Source organism: Pseudomonas sp. BP6 (genome assembly GCF_017875935.1).
Classification (GTDB): Bacteria; Pseudomonadota; Gammaproteobacteria; order Pseudomonadales; family Pseudomonadaceae; genus Aquipseudomonas; species Aquipseudomonas putida_Y.
Window position 1 is genome coordinate 4,537,232 of record NZ_JAGINI010000001.1, and the last position, 18,965, is coordinate 4,556,196.

Genomic DNA, 18,965 nt, shown 5'->3' on the forward strand with positions numbered 1-18,965 from the left:
AGCCCCCCGATGCCTACACCGACTCGTCCGCCGACCGCGCACCTTCCTGCACCAGCACCATGCTCTGCGGCGAAGACAGTGGAATACCTTCATCACGCAACCGGCCAAGAATGGTGAACAAAAGATCGCTGCGGGTGCCCGACACCTGCCGCGGCCCGGCCACGTAGCCACTCACACCGATCACCATACCGCTGGCCGTCAGGTCCTTGAATGATACCGAGGCAGCGGGCGCGTCCAGAATCGCCTCATGCTCATGGTAAGCCGCCAGCAGCAGCTCCCGCACACGGTTGGCATCAGTCTCCAGCGGCAGTGTCAGGGTAATGCTGACCACACCCAGCGCATTGCCCATGGTCACGTTGCGCACGTTCTGCGAGATGAACTGCGAGTTGGGCACGATCACCGTGGAACGGTCAGACATCTGGATCTCGGTGGCGCGTACATTGATGCGGCGGATATCGCCCTCGACACCCGCCAGGCTGACCCAGTCGCCTACCTTGACCGGGCGCTCGGTCAGCAGGATCAGGCCGGAAATGAAGTTCTGCACGATCTGCTGCAAACCGAAACCGATACCGACCGACAGGGCACTGACCACCCAGGTCAGGCTGGTGAGGTTGATGCGCAGGGTCGACATCACCAGCATGACCAGGAACAGGAAACCCAGGTAACCTACCAGGGTTACCAACGAGGCGCGCATGCCGGCGTCCATGTCGGTTTCCGGCAGCAGGCGATCGCTTAGCCAGCGCTTGACCACACGGATGGCGAACAGGCCGCCGAGGAAGATCGCCAGGGCCAGCAGGATGTCCTGCGGCACGATGTTAAGGTTGCCGAGTAGCTTGCCCCCGGTCCCATCCCAGTCGCCAAGGCTCAGCAGCAATTCGCTGGGGCTGGTGCCTGACGGCATCAACACCAGCAACAGCGCCAGGAACAGCACGATGGTGCGGCCGACACCGGCCAGTATGGTGCTGACCTGCGCCTGGTGACGAGGCGCCAGGCCCAGGGTCGAGGCCAGTGCCAGGCCACCGGGCTGGCGGGGCGACAGCAGGGTTTCGCACAGGTCGCCGAGGAAGGTGGTCAGCAAGTAGGCACAGGTGATCACCAGGCTGACCCACAACAGCTTGGCGGTGAGGAAATAGGCGAGTGTCAGGTAGCCAGTGAACAGTGCCAGCAGGATCAACGTCAGCCAGATGACCATCACGAACGGGATCAGCCCGGCCAGGCCCGTCGGGCGCTGCAGGTCATGCTTGCGCAGGGTGCGGCGGTAACACAGCAGCGCGCCGGCAAAGGTGGACGCCACCACCAGTGCGGTCAGCCCGTTGACGGCCACCGTCAGCGCCAGACTGACGCCGATCACGCTGTTCATGCGCTCCATGGTCATCATGAACATCAGTGCCAATGCCAGCACCTTCGGGAACCAGCCCAACGCACTGGCGACTTGGTCGTGGATCGCCGGCAGCCGCCAGGACGGGCGCTGCAACATCAGCATGGCGCGGCCCAGGCCGGTGATGAAGGCACTGAACACTACCAGAGTGAGAATGTGGTTGGTCAGGCTGGCGATGTCCGAACCCAATTGCGCATTGCTTTCCAGCCCCCAGCGCAGCAACGAAACCGAGCCGGCGATGGTGCCCAGGGTTGCCAGGCTAACGCCCAGAGCCAAGGCGCTGCGGCGCAGGCGGCCGTCTGGCAACCAGCGGACCATGGCACTGGCCAGCATGCGTTCAAGCACGCGCCGCACCAACGTCCACACCAGAATCGCTGCCACCAGGCTGGCAACGAACTGCCAGCGGTTTTCGGCGCTGAAGGCGCTGCCGATGGCATCGGCCGCCTCGCCGCGCAGGTCACGCAGGCGCGCCACGTCGTCCTGGGTGGGGCGGATGATGCTCTGCCAGAACGCCGGGCTCAGCGGCGAGGCCGCACGGCTGGTGATTTGCGAGTTGAACTGGCTGCGGCGCAGGTTGACGATTTGCGTGGACAGGTCGCGGGCCGACTGGGTCAGCTTGGTGGCCTGATCCTGCTGAGCTACCAGCGCCTTTTTATCGGCCTCCAGCGCTTTGCGCTGCTGCGTCAGGGTAGCGGCCTCGTCCGGCTGGGCTGGGCCGATGACCTTCAGTTGGTCGTCGAGCTTTCCCACATCGGCAGTGCGCTGCGCACTCAATGCATCAGCTTGACGCTGAACCTGCATCGCAGCCAGCCGCAGTTGCGACAGCACGTCGTCGTTGGCCTCGCTGGTGACGCCCTGGCGGATGAGGTCCAAGCGGTCGCTCAGCTGTTCGAGGCTGGCGTTTTCGTCCAGTGCTGGCGCTTCGGCAGCCGCCAGGTTGGACAATGGCGTGGCCGGGGCCGACCAGGCCGGGCTGGCAAGTACCAGCATCAGGGCCAGCAGGACAAGCAGACCCGGGCAATAACGGTCAAGGCTGACACGCCTCATCGAATATTCCTCTTAGCAATTCGATTTGGCGGGGGATTCTACGCGGCTTGGGGCAGTCAGGAGAGTGCCGTTTCTCGCTTCAGCAATTGCTGTTTGCGCTCCACGCCCCAGCGGTAGCCGCTGATGTCGCCATCCCGGCGCACCACGCGGTGGCAAGGGATGGCCACGGCAATAGGGTTGGCCGCGCAGGCCATGGCTACCGCCCGCACAGCCTTGGGGGCGCCAATGCGCTCGGCGATGTCGGTGTAGCTGACCCGGCTGCCGGCCGGCACCTCACGCAGCGCCTGCCACACCCGCTCCTGAAACGCGGTGCCTTGCACATCCAGCGGCAAGGCCAGGCCCAAGGCCGGCGCTTCGACGAAACCGATCACTTCGGCGACCAGCTGTTCGTAGGCGCTGTCACCGCCAATCAGGTGGGCCTTGGGGAACTGGTCCTGCAGGTCGTGCAACAAGGCCTCGGGGTCGTCGCCCAGCAGAATCGCGCAGATGCCCTTGTCGCTCTGGGCTACCAGTATTGCACCCAGCGAGCACTGCCCAAGAGCGAAGTGAATGGTTGCCCCGGCGCCGCCGGCGCGGTATTGCCGGGGGCGCATGCCCAGGCGCTGGTCGGCGCTTTCGTAGAAGCGGCTGTTGGAGTTGTAGCCGGCGTCGTAGATAGCATCGGTGACCGAACGCTGGCCGTCTTCCAGGTGCGCACGCAGCCGCCGGGCACGGAAGGCCGTGGCGTAGGCTTTGGGGGTGACCCCGGTTTCAGCCTTGAACAGCCGATGCAGGTGGAAAGGGCTGACGGCCAGCCGTGCACCGAGTTGGTCGAGGCTTGGCGCGGGGTCGCTGGCTTCGATCAAGCGGCAGGCGTGGGTGACAAGCTGGCTATGTCGGGTGGTACTGGCCTTGCTGATACAGCGTTTGCAGGCACGGTAGCCGGCAGCCTCGGCGGCCGCAGCGGAGTCGTAGAACTCGACGTTCATGCGCTTGGCCTGGCGTGATTTGCAGCCGGGGTGGCAGTAGACGCCGGTGGTACGTACGGCATAGACAAAGTGGCCCGTTGCGGCAGTGTCTCGGCACGCTACGGCTTGCCAGCGTTGGTCGGGGGTGGTGTACAGGTTCATCTATGATTCCCGGATATGTTGTTGCCTGTACAGGCGATGCAAAAACCTCAGGCCCGCCACAGGTACCAGGCCGCCACGGTACGAAACGGCCGCCAGGCGCCGCCCAGAGAGCGCATTTGCGCCGGTGTTGGCGCCTTCTCCAGCCCCTTGAGCCGCCGATACCCCTCGCGCACGCCAAAATCGTCCACTGGCAGAATGTCAGACCTCCCCAGGCTATAGATCAGCAGCATATCCACCGTCCACCGCCCTACCCCCCGCAGCGCTACCAGGCGTTCGATCAACGCCTCGTCAGCCAAGGCTAACGCCTGCTCCCGCGTCGGCACCAGGCCCTCCAGGGTGGCTTGAGCAATGCCCTGGACCGTCACCAGCTTGCTCGCCGAAAAGCCGCAGGCACGCAGGGTTTCCGGGGTTACCGCCAGCAACTGCTCTGGCTGCGGAAAATCATCCGCCGGGAACAGCGCCAGCAACCGCCCGAGGATCGCCTCGGCGGCACGGGCGTGCAACTGCTGGTAGGCAATCGCCCGCACCAACGCCTCATAAGGCTCACGTCCCGGCGTAGCCTGATGCAGGCAGGGCCCGATCGCTGCGATATGCCGCGACCAATCCGGGTCAAGTGCAGCCAGGTGTTGCGTGGCCTCGCGATAGGCCTCAGGCGAAAGGTCGGCCAGCATCATGGCACCTCCATCAAGTCGAGTGCAGGCCCAGCTTAGCGCAGCCGTTCATCGGGCAAACGCCGGTTCTTGCGCAGCTAATCTTTGGCATGCCATTGCTCCGCGCCATCTTCCCCGCATAGAATTGAGAACTATTCACAATCGCACATATCACTGGACTGGGCCTTCTCTACGATGCAGATCAACGACACGCTCAAGCCCACCGACGTCGCTCTGCTCTACCAGTCTCACCACGCCTGGTTGCGTGGCTGGTTACGCAGCCGGGTCGGTTGCAGTGAACATGCCGCAGACCTGGCCCAGGATACCTTCGTGCGGTTGCTGCGCGCCCGCCAGGTGTCGCCGCTTAAAGAACCGCGCGCCTACCTCAGCAGCATCGCCCGTGGCTTGATGATCGACCAGTTTCGCCGCCGCGCGCTGGAGCGGGCCTACCAGGAAAGCCTGGCTCACCTGCCCGAAGCAGAAGTGCCCAGCGAAGAGCATAAGCTTGTCATCCTCGATAGCCTGGAACGCCTCGACCGCGCCTTGCAGCAGTTGAAACCGCGCGTCCGCCAAGCGTTCCTGCTGGCCCAGTTAGACGGTTTGAGCATCGTACAGGTTGCCCAACGTCTGGAGGTGTCCAGGGCCACCGTTGAGCGCGACCTGGCCAAAGCCCTGGGCGCCTGCTACCGGTTGCGCTATGCCGATGCCTGAGGGTACACCCGCACAGGTGCAGGTCGATCAGGCCATCGACTGGCTGGTGAAGCTGCGTTTCGACAGCCCCAGCCCGCGCACCGAGCAGCAGTTCCAGCACTGGCTGGCCAGCCACCCACACAACCGCCTGGCCTGGCAGCGGGTCAGTAATCTGGGCGATGAACTGGCCGGGCTGCCCAAGGACCTGAGCCGACGCACCCTGGACGCTAGCCAGCGCCCAAAAGCCAGCCGCAGGGACCACCTGAAATTGCTGGGGCTGTTGGCCGTGGGCGGCAGCCTGGGCTGGGCCGCGCGCGAACCGCTAGGCCTGCCACAGCTGCTGGCCGACACCAGCACCGCCACAGGCGAACGGCGCCAATGGCAAGGCAGTGACGGCAGCCGTCTCCAGCTCAACACCGCCAGTGCCATCGATTTGCGCTACAGCGCGGTGCAACGCCAGCTGAAACTGATCCATGGCGAAGTCAGCCTGGACAGCAACCCCAACGACAACCGCCCGTTCCACGTCGCCACCCATGTCGGCCCGCTGACCACCTTCGATGGTCAGCTGTTGCTACGCGATAACAGCCATGGACTGCTGCTGTCGGTGCGTCGTGGTGAAGTCACGCTGTTCCCTGCCTCGGCCTCAGCGAGGCAAGTGCTGCCGGGTGAAACCCTGCAAGTCGGAACCAACGGCAGCATTCAGGCCAGAACGCTGCAGAACGACCCCTGGGGCTGGACCGAAGGTGTACTCAGCGTGCAGCAGATGCCACTTGCCGAGTTTGTCAGCGAACTCGGCCGCTACCGACCGGGGCTGTTGCGCTGCGCTCCAGAAGTGGCGGGCTTGAAGGTTTCAGGCACCTATCAGCTGGCTGACACCGGGCAAATCCTGCAACTGCTCACCCGCAGCCTGCCCGTACGGGTCGAGTACAGGACGCGCTACTGGGTAAGCATCGGCGCGGCGTAAAGGAATACTACTGCGCCACAGCCCGTATCCGCCCACGGCGCCGGTATGACTGCCTGGCAAAGCACACGAACAGCCCGGCCATCAGTGCCAGCGCCATGGGCAAACCATGCGGCGCGACATTCATGGCCGCCCCACTGATCAGCGGCCCGACCAGGCTGCCCACGCCCCACAGCAAGCCCACACTGGCATTGGCAGTGACCAGGTCCTGGCCCTTGAAGCGCTGCCCGATAAGCACCAGCGCCAGGGTATAGATGCCCCCCGCCACCGCGCCCAGCACCACCAGCAATGGCCACAGCAGCCAGGTAAGATTCAGCAGCCAGGGCAAACCGATGCCGATCACCATCGCCACCAGCCCGCACGCCAGGTGCAGCCCTGTGCGCTCAACCCGGTCGGCCAACCAGCCCAGCGGCAGCTGGAACAGCATGTCACCGGCAAACACCACCGTCACCATCAACGCCGCCACGCCAACGGCAAAGCCATGGCTGGTGGCGTACACCGGCAGCAGCGACAGCACCACGGCATCGAAGAACGAGAAGAACAGCACCGCCATGCACAACGCCGGTGCCACCCGGAAGAACCCGGCCAAACCGAAGCTTTTTTCGCCCTCTTCGTGCGCGACATGGTCGTTGGGCACGGTCAGCACGATGCACAGCAGCGCCAGCCCATAACAGACCGTGACGACACCCGTGATCCACGGGCTGTCGGCGCCCAGCACTGCCAGCATGGCCGGGCCGAGCACCTGAAAGCCCGTAAAGCTGGTGGCGTACAGGGCCATGATCTTGCCGCGGTTATGTTCGGGGCACAATTCGTTGACCCACGACTCGCCGAGGATGATGGCGATCCCCATGCCAAGCCCCAGGCCCAAGCGCAGCAGCGCCAGCAGCCACAACGAGCCGAACGCCGACTCGAGCAAGGCGATGCTGACCGTGCACAGGCTGAAACACAGCAGATAGATGGTACGCCGGGTGAGATGGCGGCAGCAGACGTCGACCAGAAAAGCCGAGAGCATCATGCCGGCGGCAGGGATGGCCGAGATGATGCCGATTTCGAGTGTGCTCGCCCCCGCCTCATGCAGACGCAACGACACCAGCGGCAAGCTGGCCCCCAAACTGAAACCCACGACAGAAACGGCGAACAACAAGCCCGCCAATAAACGCATGTTCATGTACCACTCCTGGCAAACCGAAAAGACGTGCAGAAACAGGCGCGCACGCCAGAATGGCGAGCGACGCGAAAGCGCAGATCAGTTCAGGCGAGGTGTGGCGAGAAGGTGAAGGCAAACAGCACGCTGCGGCGGCGCTTGAGCACCGTGTCACTCGGCCATGCACGACGCAGTGCCTGGAAGGCAGGCTGACGGGTGTGTGGGAGGGACTGGGTACGGCGCATTGCTTTGGCTACTACGCAGGTGATTGAAAAAGAGGCGGCACTCTAGCCACCTCCAGGGGGCTCGTCAATTGCCCAGGGGCCTCTGCCAGGCCCCCGGTGCATTCAGCGTTTACCTGTACTTGGCAGGAACACCGCCAACAATCCGAACAATGGCAGGAACGAGCACAACCCGTATACATATTCGATACCCCGCAGGTCCGCTACGTACCCCAGCAGCGCAGCGCCAATGCCACCAAAACCGAACATCAGGCCAAAGAAGATACCGGCAATCATGCCCACGCTGCCCGGCACCAGTTCTTGCGCATACACCACGATCGCGGAAAACGCCGAAGCCAGGATAAAGCCGATCACCACGCTCAGTACTGTGGTCCAGAACAAATCGGCATACGGCAGCGCCAGCGTGAACGGCGTCACGCCCAGTATCGAAAACCAGATCACAGCCTTGCGCCCGATACGGTCACCGATAGGCCCGCCAAAGAAGGTGCCCGCCGCCACCGCGCCGAGGAACAGGAACAGGTGCAGCTGCGAACTGGCCACCGACACACCGAACTTCTCGATCAGATAGAAGGTAAAGTAGCTGGTGAAGCTGGCCATGTAGAAGTACTTGGAAAACACCAGCAGGCCCAGCACGATCAACGCCGCAATTACCCGATTGCGCGAAATGCCGTGGGTAGCCTGAACCGCCTTGCGCGCCTTGGCCTGATTGAGGTGCTCCTTGTACCAGCCGCGCAGCATCAGGGTGACGCCGAGGAAGAACAGCCCTGCCACACCGAACCACGCCACATGGGTCTGGCCGAACGGAATGACGATGGCCGCTGCCAGTAGCGGGCCCAGAGCGGAGCCGGTGTTGCCACCGACCTGAAAGGTCGATTGGGCCAGGCCGAAGCGCCCGCCCGACGCCAGCCTTGCAATGCGCGAGGTTTCCGGGTGGAAGGTCGACGAGCCGATGCCCACCAGCGCCGACGCCAGCAGGATCATCGGGAAGCTGCCAACGAAGGCCAGCATCACGATCCCGACCAACGTGCACAGGGTGCCTAGCGGCAGCAGATCTGGCGTGGGCCGGCGGTCGGTAAAGAAGCCGACCCAAGGCTGCAACAGCGAGGCGGTGATCTGGAACGTCAGGGTGATCATGCCGATCTGGGCGAAGCTCAGGTCGTAGTTGGCCTTGAGCATCGGGTAGATTGCCGGCAGCACCGCCTGGATCAGGTCGTTGATCAAGTGCGCCAAGGCGCAGAAGCCGATGATACGCATCACCAACGGCGTGGCTTGGCTTGCCGCTGCCGGGGGGGATGCGGTGGAGGCACTACTGGTGGCCATTTGCCTAAATCTCCGTCCTCAGGTTTGGGATCCGATTATCGGGAAACAAATAGATACATAGCTACCTTTTTTATCCCCCTGTCACCACGCACTTGAAAATGGTTCTCAATATAATTAGCATCCTCTGCTAAACACTCCTGTCATCGTTGGGCGAAACGGCCCCTGTCGTGAGCAGACTTAACCCATGAGCCCGATGCCCGCCAAGCAGCTGCAGCCCGACCCACAGCAGGACGCGCTGGAGTGGTTTTCGTTGCTGCGCCAACCCGGTTGCGACGAAACCCAGCGCCAAGCATTCGCGGCCTGGTGCCAGGTACAAGAGAACGCCCACGCCTACGCCGAGCTCGAGACGTTCTGGCAACAGCTGCAACCAGCACCTGCCCGCCCTCGCCCACGGCATGTCACTGTCCGTCGCAGTCACTTGGGTAAATGGTTGGCGCTTGCGTTCTTGCTAGGGTTGGGTGCTGCTGCTTACCTGTACTGGCCGCTGATGCAGCGTCTGACCAGCGAGCTGCACACCGATGAGGGAGAACGCCGCAGCATACGCTTGGCAGATGGCACGACCTTGAACCTGGACAGCGCCAGCGCGATGAACATCGACCTGCGCGGCCGCACCCGCCAACTGCACCTGGTGCAGGGCCAGGTGCATATGGAAGTGATGCTCGACGGGCGGGCCATGGAAGTGGAAGTTGGCAACGCACGCATCCAGGTATACGGCACGCGCTTGCAGATAGCCCGCCATGCAGGGCGTGACGAACTCGTGGTATTCAGTGGCAAGGCCATGGTCACCCAGGGGGGTGATCAGCGAATGGTCTCGGCAGGTGAGCGGGTAACCTTCGATGACACACGCATCGGCCGGGTGCAGAAGGCTGATCTGAAAACCGCTGACAGTTGGCGCAATGGCCGCCTGAAAGCCACAGACATGCCATTGAGGCAGGTGCTGGAGCGCCTCGCCGGTTACCAAGGGCAGCGCCTGTGGATGATGGATGAACAAGTGGCCCATCGCCGTGTGAGCGGCGACTTCAACCTGGACCGGCCTGGCCAAAGCCTGCAATCCCTGGCTGCAGCCCAGCAGTTGCAGTTGCTGGACGTGCTCGGGTACTGGCTTGTGGTGCGCTGAAACCGGGGCTGGCCGCTAAGTTTTTGAAAGCGTGCAAATTTTTTTTGAATTGAGTGTTGACAGGGGGGGCGTTCAAGAGAATAATGCGCGCCATCGGCTACATAGCTCAGTTGGTTAGAGCATAGCATTCATAATGCTGGGGTCCGGGGTTCAAGTCCCTGTGTAGCCACCAAACAAGACAAAGGGCTTACCGCAAGGTAAGCCCTTTTTCTTTGCCTGCGAAAAAGTTACTGATGCCCGCGCTAACCAATCCAGCAGCAGCCGGGCGCCGAATCACAGGTTTCGGCGCTGCTATCGTCGCCTCAACGTATTCCGGTCACCGCCACAGCCAGGCCAAGCCCGATCAATGCCAGACCAATGGCTCGGTCCACCAGCACTTGCCGCTCGATCATCGCCCTGCGCAATGCCGTACTGGAGAAAAATACCGCCACCAGGCTAAACCACAGCCAATGGGCAACGGACATGAACGCACCGTAGGCGAAGTTCAGCGCCAGCGAGCTACCAGGCTGAACCACTTGGGTGAAGGCGCTGATGACAAACAACATGGTCTTGGGGTTGAGGGCGTTGGTCAAAAAGCCGGTGCGCAGCGCTTGCAGTACGCTGGCAGCAGACTGGCCAACTCCGTCCAGGCTGATACGTTGCATGTTGGTCAATGACTTGTACCCGAGGTAGATCAGGTAGCCCGCACCCAGCACCTTCATGACGAAGAACAGCGTCGGGCTCTGGCTGATGATCACGGCAATGCCCAACACCGTGTACAACACATGCACCTGCACCCCCAGGGCGATACCTATGGCGGCAGCCAGCCCGGCCTTGCGGCCCTGCGCATAGCTGCTGCGGGTGACCATGGCGAAGTCTGCGCCGGGGCTGATGACGGCGAGCAGGGTGAACAGGGCGACGGCGATGAGTTCGGTCATGCTGAGGGCTCTCGATAGGCGATGGAAATGCACAGACCGCCGATTATCGAGCGCTTACAGATGCGGAAAAATCGATTTATGCTGAGATGAATCTGATAGTTTTATTCACAGATATGTACAGCCTGCCTTGGCCTCTTCGCGGGTAAACCCGCTCCTACAGGGAAATATGTGGCCATGTAGGAGCGGGTTTACCCGCGAAGAGCCCGACACAGCTGCACAGGGATATCATGAAACTGCCGCCACTCAACGCCTTCCGCTACTTCGACATCGCCGCCCAGACCGAGAGCTTCGTGCGTGCCGCCGAGCACTTGCATGTCACTCACGGCGCGATCAGCCGCCAAGTTCGCCTGCTTGAAGAAAGCCTTGGCGTGGAACTGTTCGAGCGCCGAAACCGGGCCATTTTCCTCACCCCCGCCGGCCGTGCCCTGCAAGGCACCACCCAGGCGATCTTCGAACAACTCGAAGGCGCCGTGCAGCGCCTGCAGCAACAAGCTCGCGACAATGTGCTGGTGCTGTCTTGCGAACCGACCATCGCCATGCGCTGGCTGATTCCGCGCCTGCCGCGCTTCCATGCCACCCACCCCGACCTTCAGTTGCACCTGGTAGCCGCAGGCGGCCCGCTGGACTTCGCGCGCAGCGGTGTCGACCTGGCAATTCGCCGCGACGACTTCCACTGGGACAACCAGCTGTACAGCCAGAAAATCTGTGATGAATGGATCGGCCCGGTGTGCCACTCCGCCGCCAGCGCCATACTCGATGGCCAACGGCTGCTGCACAGCACCACACGCCCTGCTGCCTGGCCCACTTGGCTGCGCCTGAGCGGCCAGCAGGCGCGGCACTGCGAACGCAGCGACTACGAACATTTCTACCTGTCGATTCAGGCCGCCAGCGCCGGACTGGGCCTGGCCATTGCCTCAGCCCTGATGGTGCGCGACGAACTCGACAGCGGGCAGTTGCAGGCGCCGTTCGGTTTTATGCGCGATGGCTCGGCCTACCACCTGCTCAGCCCACAGCCTCTGGCCGACAGCAGCAAGCGCCAGCGCTTCGCCGAGTGGGTAATGGACGAAAGCCGAGGCTGCCTGGCTCATTTGGGTTTGATGCAGAACGACACCCCTGCGCTGCCATCGCCACCCCAGGTGCGATAGCCGGCGGTATCCAAATGGATACGGCCTGATGGGTAGCGGCCCAGCCCCATGTTCCAGGTTTGCCCATGCTGCTGCCAGAAACGGCACAGCGGATTGGGATCGGCCCAGGCCGGCAGCAGTATATCGACGGCGAAAGCGCGGGTATGCGCACTGTTGGCCGCCCCGCCCGCACAGGCGTTCAGGCGCGGCTCACGGTAAGCCGAAACCACCTCGAACTGGCGCAGGATGCCTTGATCGTCAAGGGCCTTGATCAACGCGAGGGTCGAGCGTACAGCCGCCCAATTGCCGGGGGGCGGCACGGCGAAAGGCGATGCATGGCACAACTTCCAGTCCGATGCCGAGCGCAGCAACTGGTGGATTGGCACTACACCGTAAAGCCGGGCATCTACCAGCATTTCACGGAAGGGGCGGGTTTGATGATCGCCCGCCCACTGGGCGAACATCCACACGTCGCGCTCGTCCGCGTGGGCAGCGCTTGCGATACACAGGCCCGCTGCCAAAAGCAGTTGTCTCATTCTTTATCCGTCCCTGCCGAGAACAAAGCCTGCGCGCCCAGGTACGCCCCTGCAAGATCAGTCTTCGAACAGGGTACAGGCCATTACCAGAGCGTCTTCACGGCCGCCGGCGATCGGGTAATAGTCGCGGCGGCGGCCAATTTCGTTGAAACCGTAACGTTCGTATAAACGATAGGCCGACTGGTTGCTGGCGCGCACTTCCAGAAAACACTCGCGGCCATTGAGCTGATAGGCCCGGGCCATCAGGTGCTCGAGCAGGCGCAGGCCCAGGCCGCACCCTTGGTTTTCCGGTTTTACGGTGATGTTGAGCAGGTGCGCTTCATCGATGATCACGTTGATCACGCCATGGCCCACTTGCTGCTGGCCGTCGAACATCAGCCAGACTTCGTACGATTTGAGCGCATCCTGAAAAATTCCACGTGTCCAGGGATGACTGAATGCGGCATATTCGATCTTGAGTACGGCATCCAGATCCGCCTCGGTCATCGGGCGGAAGCTGATCGAGTCACTCATTCAACGCTCTTCCAGCGCGCCATCAGCTGGCGCATGGCTTTCCAGACGTCCGCCTTGCGTTGCGGCTCGTCCATCAACAGTTCAAGGCCCGGCAATGCCCAGGCGTCGCCCAGGCCGTCGAGCGTCAGGGTTTGGTAATAGGCGTCGGCATCGGCATTGGCGGCAAAACGCAGTGCCGGCAGGCCGACCAGCCACAGACAGGTACACGGGGCGTCTTCCAGGCGCGCCTGAACGAAGCCCTGGACGAAATCGCGCGCAGCCTCCGGCCCCTGGTCCATGTTGCCGCGCACCAGCAGTGGCCAGCGCACCGGCTCGCCGATGATCTGCGGGGCGTCGGGCAGGCCGGCAGCGCGCAGCATGTCCTTAAGCAGCAGATAGGAGGGATCGCGGCTCTGGAACGGCTGACCGGTGGCCAGTTCCACCAGCAGCAGGCAACTGCCGGCGCGCAACAACTGCAGCGAAAAGCGCGGTGGCGGCACCGGCGCCGGGCGCGGAGCAGCGGGCTGCTCTTGTGCCTCGGTGGGCTTGACGGCGGGTTTTGCCACACTGCCCGGGCGCGGGATCTCGATTTTAGGCCGCTCGCCGGAGCGGGCCTGGGGGATGACGGGCGTTTCGTTGGTTGCCGATGCCGGCCTGACCTCGAAATCGATGTCCTCGACCGGCACAACCGGCAGCAGCAGCTCGGGCCGCGACGGTGCGGCGAACGGCAGTTCGGCACGCGGCAGCCAGTGCACCACTTGCATGGCGGAAAGGTAGGCGCGGCGACGGGGTTCGGTCAGCAAGGGGCGGATATCCGAGGGCGTGAAGGCAATTGGGCATTCTAACGTGTACGCCGTGGTTTTTGCAGCGCCTATCAGACCGAGCGCCACCGCATCAACAACGCCCTACACCTACACATCCCATGGTTATCTCTCATTACAGACCAAGGGGTAAAAACCACCCCCGCGAATGCAGTACAATCGCCCCCTTTTTCTTGGCAACGAGTCGAAGCCAATGATCGAACCCAAGCGCGTCCTGCGCGCCCTAGCCGAACACTGGGCCCTGATCGAGCCGCTGTGCGAGCGTTTCGACCAGGGCACCCTGAGCCTGGTCGAACTGCGCCAGCATGTGGCCCGCCAGCAGCTCGAAAGCACCCCGCAGGACATCACCCAGCTACTCGACGTGTGGATCCGCCTGGATATCCTGGTCCCGGTGGCCAAAAGCCCGAACCGTTTCGAGCTCAACGCGCAGATCCACGATTTCCTCGCCTACCTGCGCCGCGAACACCGGCTGGGCCTGTGCCTGGAGATCGAAGCCTACTTGCGTCACCTGGAGCGCCTGGCCGGGCACATCCAGGATGCCTTCGACAACCGCGACAGCGACGACCTGGCACGCCAGCTGCGCCTGCTCGACATGCGTGTGCGCGATGTGCTGAAGAAGCTCGACAACGACGAGCAGGCGCTGGTGGCCGTGGCCGAACGGGCCAAGACCAGCAACCGCCAGATTCCGCTGCGCCAGCGTTATGCCGAAGTACTGGCCACCTGGGACGAATACGTCGAGCCGATGATCCAGCTGGTCAACGCCGACGGCGCCTTCGAGCAGGGCGTACGCAAGGTCGAGACCGTGCTGCTGAAACTGTTGGGCGAACAAGCGCGCCTGGGCCACCTGGTCGACGACGACATGCTGCTGCGCACCCACGCGCGCATCCTTGAAATGCAGACCAGCGCCCAGTTGACCCTGCGCCACGCCCGCGAACTGCTGCTGCCGCTGCGCGAAGAAGCCCGCCGGCACAACGCCGTGACTCGCGGCGCCGCACTGGCCCTGTCGGTGATCCGGCGCAAGGGCATCGATGCCGTGCCGCAAGCGGCCATGCCGATGTTCACCCGCCCGCAAAGCACCTTCCTTGGCAGTGCCAGCCAGGTCGAGGCCTACGTTTACGCCCTGGCCCGCTTCGAGCCCAAGCCGGCGCGCTTCCCCAAAGCCCACAAGACCCAGTCCGGCGCCCTGCCCCGTGCCCCGCGCACGGTCAAGGAAATGGCCGAACGCTGCGAACAGGCCCTGCCATTGCCCGACCTGATGGTCTGGCTACTGGAGCAGGAGCCCGAAGGCGCCACCGACGAGCTGCTGTACTGGTTCTCGCGCCTGTCGCGGGAAAAGCGCTTCAAGCGCGAACGCCTCGACCGCCGCGAATACACCACTCAGGAACATTTGGTCAGCCTGCATTCGTTCGCACTGACCTCCAGCCGCGAAGACGCCCCCAGCGCGCCTACCGAACCCAACGCGAGCCCAGCCCATGCATCTTGATCTTTCCGAACTGTCCCAGCTCGCGCCGATCTTCCGCGAGCTGTTCAAAGGCTTCCACGTCAGCCGGCGCGACCCTGAGCTGTACGCCCAGCTGTCGAACTTCCAGGACCAGTACCGCACCCTGTTCAAGGCCCTGGGCTTCGAACTGGTATGCGACACCCGTGGTTTCTACTACTTCGTCCCGGACATGACCGCCGCGCAGGTCAACAAGACCGCGCAGCGCCTGTCGCTGTTCACCTTCATCCTGGTCGAGCACCTTGCTGACCAGGGCCGCGACCCGATGGCCGTGCTAGATGGCGGCAGCATCGGCCGCGACGAACTGCCCTCGCTGCTGGACAAGTACCGCGACCTGTTCCTGCAGGCCGAAGTGCAGACCGTGGACGAGCTGGAAGAAAAAATCCTGCGCCGCATGACCCAGCTCGGCTTCGCCCATGAAGAAGGCGGCATCTACCGCTTCCTGCCGCCCATGCACCGCTTCCTCGATGTGTGCCTTTCGGTGCAGCAGGACCGCGACCTGGCCGCCACCCTGCACAGCGCCCTGCCGCTGCCGACCCCAGTACTGGTCGAGGAAGAAAGCGCCGAAGAACTCAACCGTACCGACGACCCGCTCGACCTCACGCCTTTCCAGGGCGAGGAAAGCGAAGAGGACGCCCTGGCCCGGGCCATCCGCGAAGAGCAACAGGAGATTGACGCATGAGCCAGGAACGCTACGGCATCCGCCGCTTCGCATTGCTCAACACCGCCGGCTACAGCCTTGGCCTGTTCCCGCTGGAGCACCCGCTGTCGGTATACGGTGCCAACAACCTGGGTAAATCGGCGTCGATCAACGCCCTGCAGTTCCCGATCCTGGCACGCATGTCGGACATGAGCTTCGGCAAGTACAGCCTTGAGCAGTCGCGCCGCTTCTACTTCGCCAGCGATACCTCGTACATTCTCTGCGAACTGAGCCTGCCTCACGGCCCGCACGTGATCGGCGTGGTCGGGCGCGGCCCGGGTGGCGGTTTCGGCCACCAGTTCTTCGCCTACAAGGGCGAACTGGACCTGGCCCACTACCAGAAGAACGACACCTGCCTGCGTCAGAAAGAGCTGTTCACCAACCTTGAGCGCTTGGGGATCAAGGCTTACGAACTGAAGCCGGACGAACTGCGCCGACTACTGGTGGGCGGGCATACCTCGGTGCCGCTGGACCTGACCATGATCCCGCTGCGCTCCACCAGCGAGCAAAGCCTGAAAACTTTCCGCGCGCTGTTCATCAACCTGCTGCACATGCGTGAGATCACCGCCGCCAAACTCAAGCAGCTGTTCCTCGACGCCTTCGAGCACAGCCTGCGCTCGGGCAGCGTCGACTACATCGCTGCATGCGAGGAAGCCTTCCGCGACGTACGCCGCATGGAGCAGGACTACAACGCCCTGGTCGCTGCCGGTCCGCTGGTCGAGGCCCTGGCCGGTGGCGTGGCCCAGCGCGACATCCTGCGTGGCAAGCTGCACCGCATTTCGCCTGTGCTCGACACCCTGCTGGGCACCTGGCAGGAATACGCCATGGCGCGCAAGGAAGAGTTGGTCATCCAGTCCGAGCATTACCGTGGCGAGCAGGACCGCCTGCAGAACGACCAGCGCGGCGGCACACAGGAGCTGATGCGCCTGGAGCGTGAAATTACCGGTATCCAGCGCTGGCTAGGCGAGCTGTCGGTGCTCAAGCACCGCTTTGCGCTGGTTGATGACGTCAAGGTGCTGGAACAGCAACTGCTGGCGGCCAAGGACGCCCACGACGAGTTGGCCGGCGCGCTGGCCCAGTCACGCCAGTTCAGTGCCGAAGACCTCGACGAGCGCGTACGCGACCTGGAAAAACGCCTGAAGCAGGTCAAGCAGCAGCTGGATCACGCTGACAACAATAGCTATGCCCGCCTGCGCGAAGAGTTCTCGCAGCAGGACGTCGACCGCCTGATGCGCCTGTTCAACGGCGCGCTGTTCAGCCTGCCGCTGGGCGATCGCGGTATCGAGCTGGACGACAGCGACCTGTGGGTAAAATCGCTGGAAGCGGTGCTCGACGGCTTCAAGGGCGAACGCTTCGAGGCCCCGGGCCTGGCCATTGACCTGACCCACATCGACCCGCCGGCACTGCAGGCCCTGGCCGACCGCGCCGCCCTGCGCGACCAGAAAGAGCGCCTGGAAAAAGAGCTCAAGCAGCTCAAGACCCAGCAGGCCGTGGCCGCCGACCGCTCCGCCTCCAAAGCGCAGACCGAAACCCTGTACCAGGAAGTGCTGGACGCGCAGAAGGCGCTGGAAGACTTCCGCCGCAGCCAGACCCTCGCCGCCGAAGAGCCCGAGAAACTGGAACAGCTTTCGCAACTGGAAGCGGCCCAGGACGAACTCAAGCGCTCCAGCGACGCCTTCACCGAGCGCGTCCAGCAGCTGTCAGCCAAGTTGCAACTGGTCGGCCGCCAGCTCGGCGACCTCGAGTCCAAGCAGCGCACCCTGGAAGACGCCCTGCGCCGTCGCCAGCTGCTGCCGGCCGACCTGCCCTACGGCACGCCATACATGGAAGCCATCGACGACTCGATGGACAACCTGCTGCCGCTGCTCAATGACTACCAGGACAGCTGGCAAAGCCTGCAGCGAGTGGACAACCAGATCGAGGCGCTGTACGCCCAGGTGCGCCTGAAAGGCGTTGCCAAGTTCGACAGCGAAGACGACATGGAACGCCGCCTGCAACTGCTGGTGAACGCCTACGCGCACCGTACCGACGAAGCCCTGACCTTGGCCAAGGCACGCCGCGCCGCGGTCACCGATATCGCCCGAACCCTGCGCAACATCCGCAGCGACTACGACAGCCTCGAGCACCAGCTGGCCCTGTTCAACCGCGAGATCAACAAGCGCCAGGTGTCCAACCTGGAAAGCTTCCGCGTGGTACTGGCGCCGAACAAGGAAGCGCTCAAGCACATCGACCAGATTATCCACAGTGCCGGCCAGTACGAAGAAGGCGAAACCCTGTCGGTCTTCGACCTGACCCAAAGCGCAGACCAGGACAACAAGAACGAAGAGGCCAAGGAGTACCTGGCACGGCTGGTGGCGGCCAACCACAACCAGCTGGGCCTGAAGGACCTGTTCGAGCTGGCGTTCGAGATCACCAAGGTCAATGGCCAGCCGATCATCCACGCCGACATTGACGGCGCGGCGTCCAACGGCACCACCATGACCATCAAGGCGCTGACCAACATGTACCTGTTGCTGCACCTGATGGACCGAGACCTGGCCGGGCGCATTCGCCTGCCGTACTACCTGGACGAAGCGGCAGACATCGACGAACGCAACCAGGCGGCACTGCTGGAGACCAGCCAGCAACTGGGCTTCGTGCCGATCCTGGCGAGTGTGAAACCACAGGTCTCGGCGCACGTTGCGATCGACCTGGAAGGTGGCAGCGGGCCGAACGGCATCTACATCGACGAGGCGGACTGGAAGTTCATCAGCCGGCTGGATGAAGTGAAAGCGGTTGTGCGTGAGGATCAGACCGAGGAACTGGCCTGAGATAGCCGGGGCCGCGTTGCGGCCCATTCGCGGGTGAACCCGCTCCTACGACGGCCTGCGCGATGCTATGTAGGAGCGGGTTTACCCGCGAATACGGTGGCGACTGCAACGGTGAACGGCGGGTGGAAATTGGCCAGCAGGTCCGGCCCTTTCGCGGGTGAACCCGCTCCTACGACGGCCTGCGCGATGCGTATGTAGGAGCGGGTTTACCCGCGAATACGGTGGCGACTGCAACGGTGAACGGCGGGTGGAAATTGGCCAGCAGGTCCGGCCCTTTCGCGGGTGAACCCGCTCCTACGACAGCCTGCGCGATGCGTATGTAGGAGCGGGTTTACCCGCGAATACGGTGGCGACTGCAACGGTGAACGGCGGGTGGAAATTGGCCAGCAGGTCCGGCCCTTTCGCGGGT

At 63.3% G+C, this 18,965-nt stretch carries 17 protein-coding genes and 1 tRNA gene; 8 read left to right on the forward strand and 10 right to left on the reverse strand.

Going from position 1 to position 18,965, the window contains the following annotated elements; translation table 11 throughout:
- Positions 1-13: 13 nt before the first annotated feature.
- Genes J3A98_RS20550 through J3A98_RS20560 form a run of 3 tightly spaced genes read right to left on the reverse strand, consistent with a single transcriptional unit; the run spans position 14 to position 4,208 of the window.
- Positions 14-2,425 carry a DUF3772 domain-containing protein gene (locus J3A98_RS20550; protein ID WP_209968063.1) on the reverse strand — a complete coding sequence of 804 codons (2,412 nt, stop codon included), beginning with the start codon at positions 2,423-2,425 and terminating at the stop codon, positions 14-16.
- A gap of 56 nt (positions 2,426-2,481) precedes the next feature.
- Positions 2,482-3,534, reverse strand: a complete 1,053-nt coding sequence (gene ada, locus J3A98_RS20555; RefSeq protein WP_176684946.1) for a bifunctional DNA-binding transcriptional regulator/O6-methylguanine-DNA methyltransferase Ada — start codon at positions 3,532-3,534, stop codon at positions 2,482-2,484.
- A gap of 47 nt (positions 3,535-3,581) precedes the next feature.
- A complete protein-coding gene (locus J3A98_RS20560) occupies positions 3,582-4,208 on the reverse strand; it encodes a DNA-3-methyladenine glycosylase (protein ID WP_209968065.1) in 627 nt (208 codons plus the stop codon).
- Positions 4,209-4,379: 171 nt separating this feature from the next.
- Between J3A98_RS20560 and J3A98_RS20565 the strand changes: the two genes are divergently transcribed.
- Together J3A98_RS20565 and J3A98_RS20570 are read left to right on the forward strand one after the other, a co-directional pair.
- Positions 4,380-4,895 (forward strand): sigma-70 family RNA polymerase sigma factor, encoded by a 516-nt coding sequence (locus J3A98_RS20565; protein WP_176684944.1) that lies wholly within the window; start codon positions 4,380-4,382, stop codon positions 4,893-4,895.
- On the forward strand, positions 4,882-5,838 hold the full coding sequence (locus tag J3A98_RS20570) for a FecR domain-containing protein (RefSeq protein ID WP_209968066.1): 957 nt from the start codon (positions 4,882-4,884) through the stop codon (positions 5,836-5,838). The genes J3A98_RS20565 and J3A98_RS20570 overlap by 14 nt, the downstream gene beginning before the upstream one ends.
- A 7-nt stretch (positions 5,839-5,845) precedes the next feature.
- On the opposite strand, the gene J3A98_RS20575 is transcribed toward J3A98_RS20570, so the two are convergent.
- The 3 genes from J3A98_RS20575 to J3A98_RS20585 form a co-directional block, all read right to left on the reverse strand.
- Positions 5,846-7,003 (reverse strand): MFS transporter, encoded by a 1,158-nt coding sequence (locus tag J3A98_RS20575; protein WP_176684942.1) that lies wholly within the window; start codon positions 7,001-7,003, stop codon positions 5,846-5,848.
- 83 nt (positions 7,004-7,086) lie between these two features.
- On the reverse strand, positions 7,087-7,224 hold the full coding sequence (locus tag J3A98_RS20580; protein WP_209968068.1) for a hypothetical protein: 138 nt from the start codon (positions 7,222-7,224) through the stop codon (positions 7,087-7,089).
- A 102-nt stretch (positions 7,225-7,326) separates the two neighbouring features.
- Complete coding sequence (locus J3A98_RS20585; RefSeq protein WP_176684940.1) at positions 7,327-8,541, reverse strand: MFS transporter; 1,215 nt, start codon at positions 8,539-8,541, stop codon at positions 7,327-7,329.
- Positions 8,542-8,734: 193 nt separating this feature from the next.
- Here J3A98_RS20585 and J3A98_RS20590 point away from each other — a divergent pair, with 193 nt between their 5' ends.
- Positions 8,735-9,658: a FecR domain-containing protein gene (locus J3A98_RS20590; RefSeq protein WP_176685008.1), complete on the forward strand. Its 924-nt coding sequence runs from the start codon at positions 8,735-8,737 to the stop codon at positions 9,656-9,658.
- Between the two features lie 95 nt (positions 9,659-9,753).
- Positions 9,754-9,830, forward strand: a tRNA-Met gene (locus tag J3A98_RS20595).
- Between the two features lie 130 nt (positions 9,831-9,960).
- Here J3A98_RS20595 and J3A98_RS20600 read toward each other — a convergent pair.
- A complete protein-coding gene (locus J3A98_RS20600; RefSeq protein WP_209968070.1) occupies positions 9,961-10,575 on the reverse strand; it encodes a LysE family translocator in 615 nt (204 codons plus the stop codon).
- 227 nt (positions 10,576-10,802) lie between these two features.
- Here J3A98_RS20600 and J3A98_RS20605 point away from each other — a divergent pair, with 227 nt between their 5' ends.
- Positions 10,803-11,720 carry a LysR substrate-binding domain-containing protein gene (locus tag J3A98_RS20605; protein ID WP_209968072.1) on the forward strand — a complete coding sequence of 306 codons (918 nt, stop codon included), beginning with the start codon at positions 10,803-10,805 and terminating at the stop codon, positions 11,718-11,720.
- Here J3A98_RS20605 and J3A98_RS20610 read toward each other — a convergent pair.
- The 3 genes from J3A98_RS20610 to J3A98_RS20620 are packed head-to-tail and all read right to left on the reverse strand — an operon-like array spanning position 11,660 to position 13,530.
- Positions 11,660-12,235 (reverse strand): D-Ala-D-Ala carboxypeptidase family metallohydrolase, encoded by a 576-nt coding sequence (locus J3A98_RS20610; protein WP_209968074.1) that lies wholly within the window; start codon positions 12,233-12,235, stop codon positions 11,660-11,662. The two genes, J3A98_RS20605 and J3A98_RS20610, sit on opposite strands and share 61 nt — an antisense overlap.
- A gap of 57 nt (positions 12,236-12,292) precedes the next feature.
- Positions 12,293-12,748 carry a ribosomal protein S18-alanine N-acetyltransferase gene (rimI, locus tag J3A98_RS20615; protein ID WP_004575708.1) on the reverse strand — a complete coding sequence of 152 codons (456 nt, stop codon included), beginning with the start codon at positions 12,746-12,748 and terminating at the stop codon, positions 12,293-12,295.
- Positions 12,745-13,530, reverse strand: coding sequence for an energy transducer TonB (locus tag J3A98_RS20620; protein ID WP_209968076.1), 786 nt, complete (start codon positions 13,528-13,530; stop codon positions 12,745-12,747). Before J3A98_RS20620 ends, rimI begins: the two co-directional genes overlap by 4 nt.
- A gap of 211 nt (positions 13,531-13,741) precedes the next feature.
- On the opposite strand from J3A98_RS20620, the gene mksB reads away from it, so the two are divergent.
- Genes mksB through mksF form a run of 3 tightly spaced genes read left to right on the forward strand, consistent with a single transcriptional unit; the run spans position 13,742 to position 18,556 of the window.
- Entirely contained in the window at positions 13,742-15,031 is a 1,290-nt protein-coding gene (gene mksB, locus J3A98_RS20625) for an Mks condensin complex protein MksB (protein WP_003247449.1), read from the forward strand.
- Complete coding sequence (gene mksE / locus J3A98_RS20630; protein WP_003247452.1) at positions 15,021-15,728, forward strand: Mks condensin complex protein MksE; 708 nt, start codon at positions 15,021-15,023, stop codon at positions 15,726-15,728. The genes mksB and mksE overlap by 11 nt, the downstream gene beginning before the upstream one ends.
- Positions 15,725-18,556: an Mks condensin complex protein MksF gene (gene mksF / locus J3A98_RS20635; RefSeq protein WP_176684935.1), complete on the forward strand. Its 2,832-nt coding sequence runs from the start codon at positions 15,725-15,727 to the stop codon at positions 18,554-18,556. The genes mksE and mksF overlap by 4 nt, the downstream gene beginning before the upstream one ends.
- The last annotated feature ends 409 nt before the right edge of the window (positions 18,557-18,965 follow it).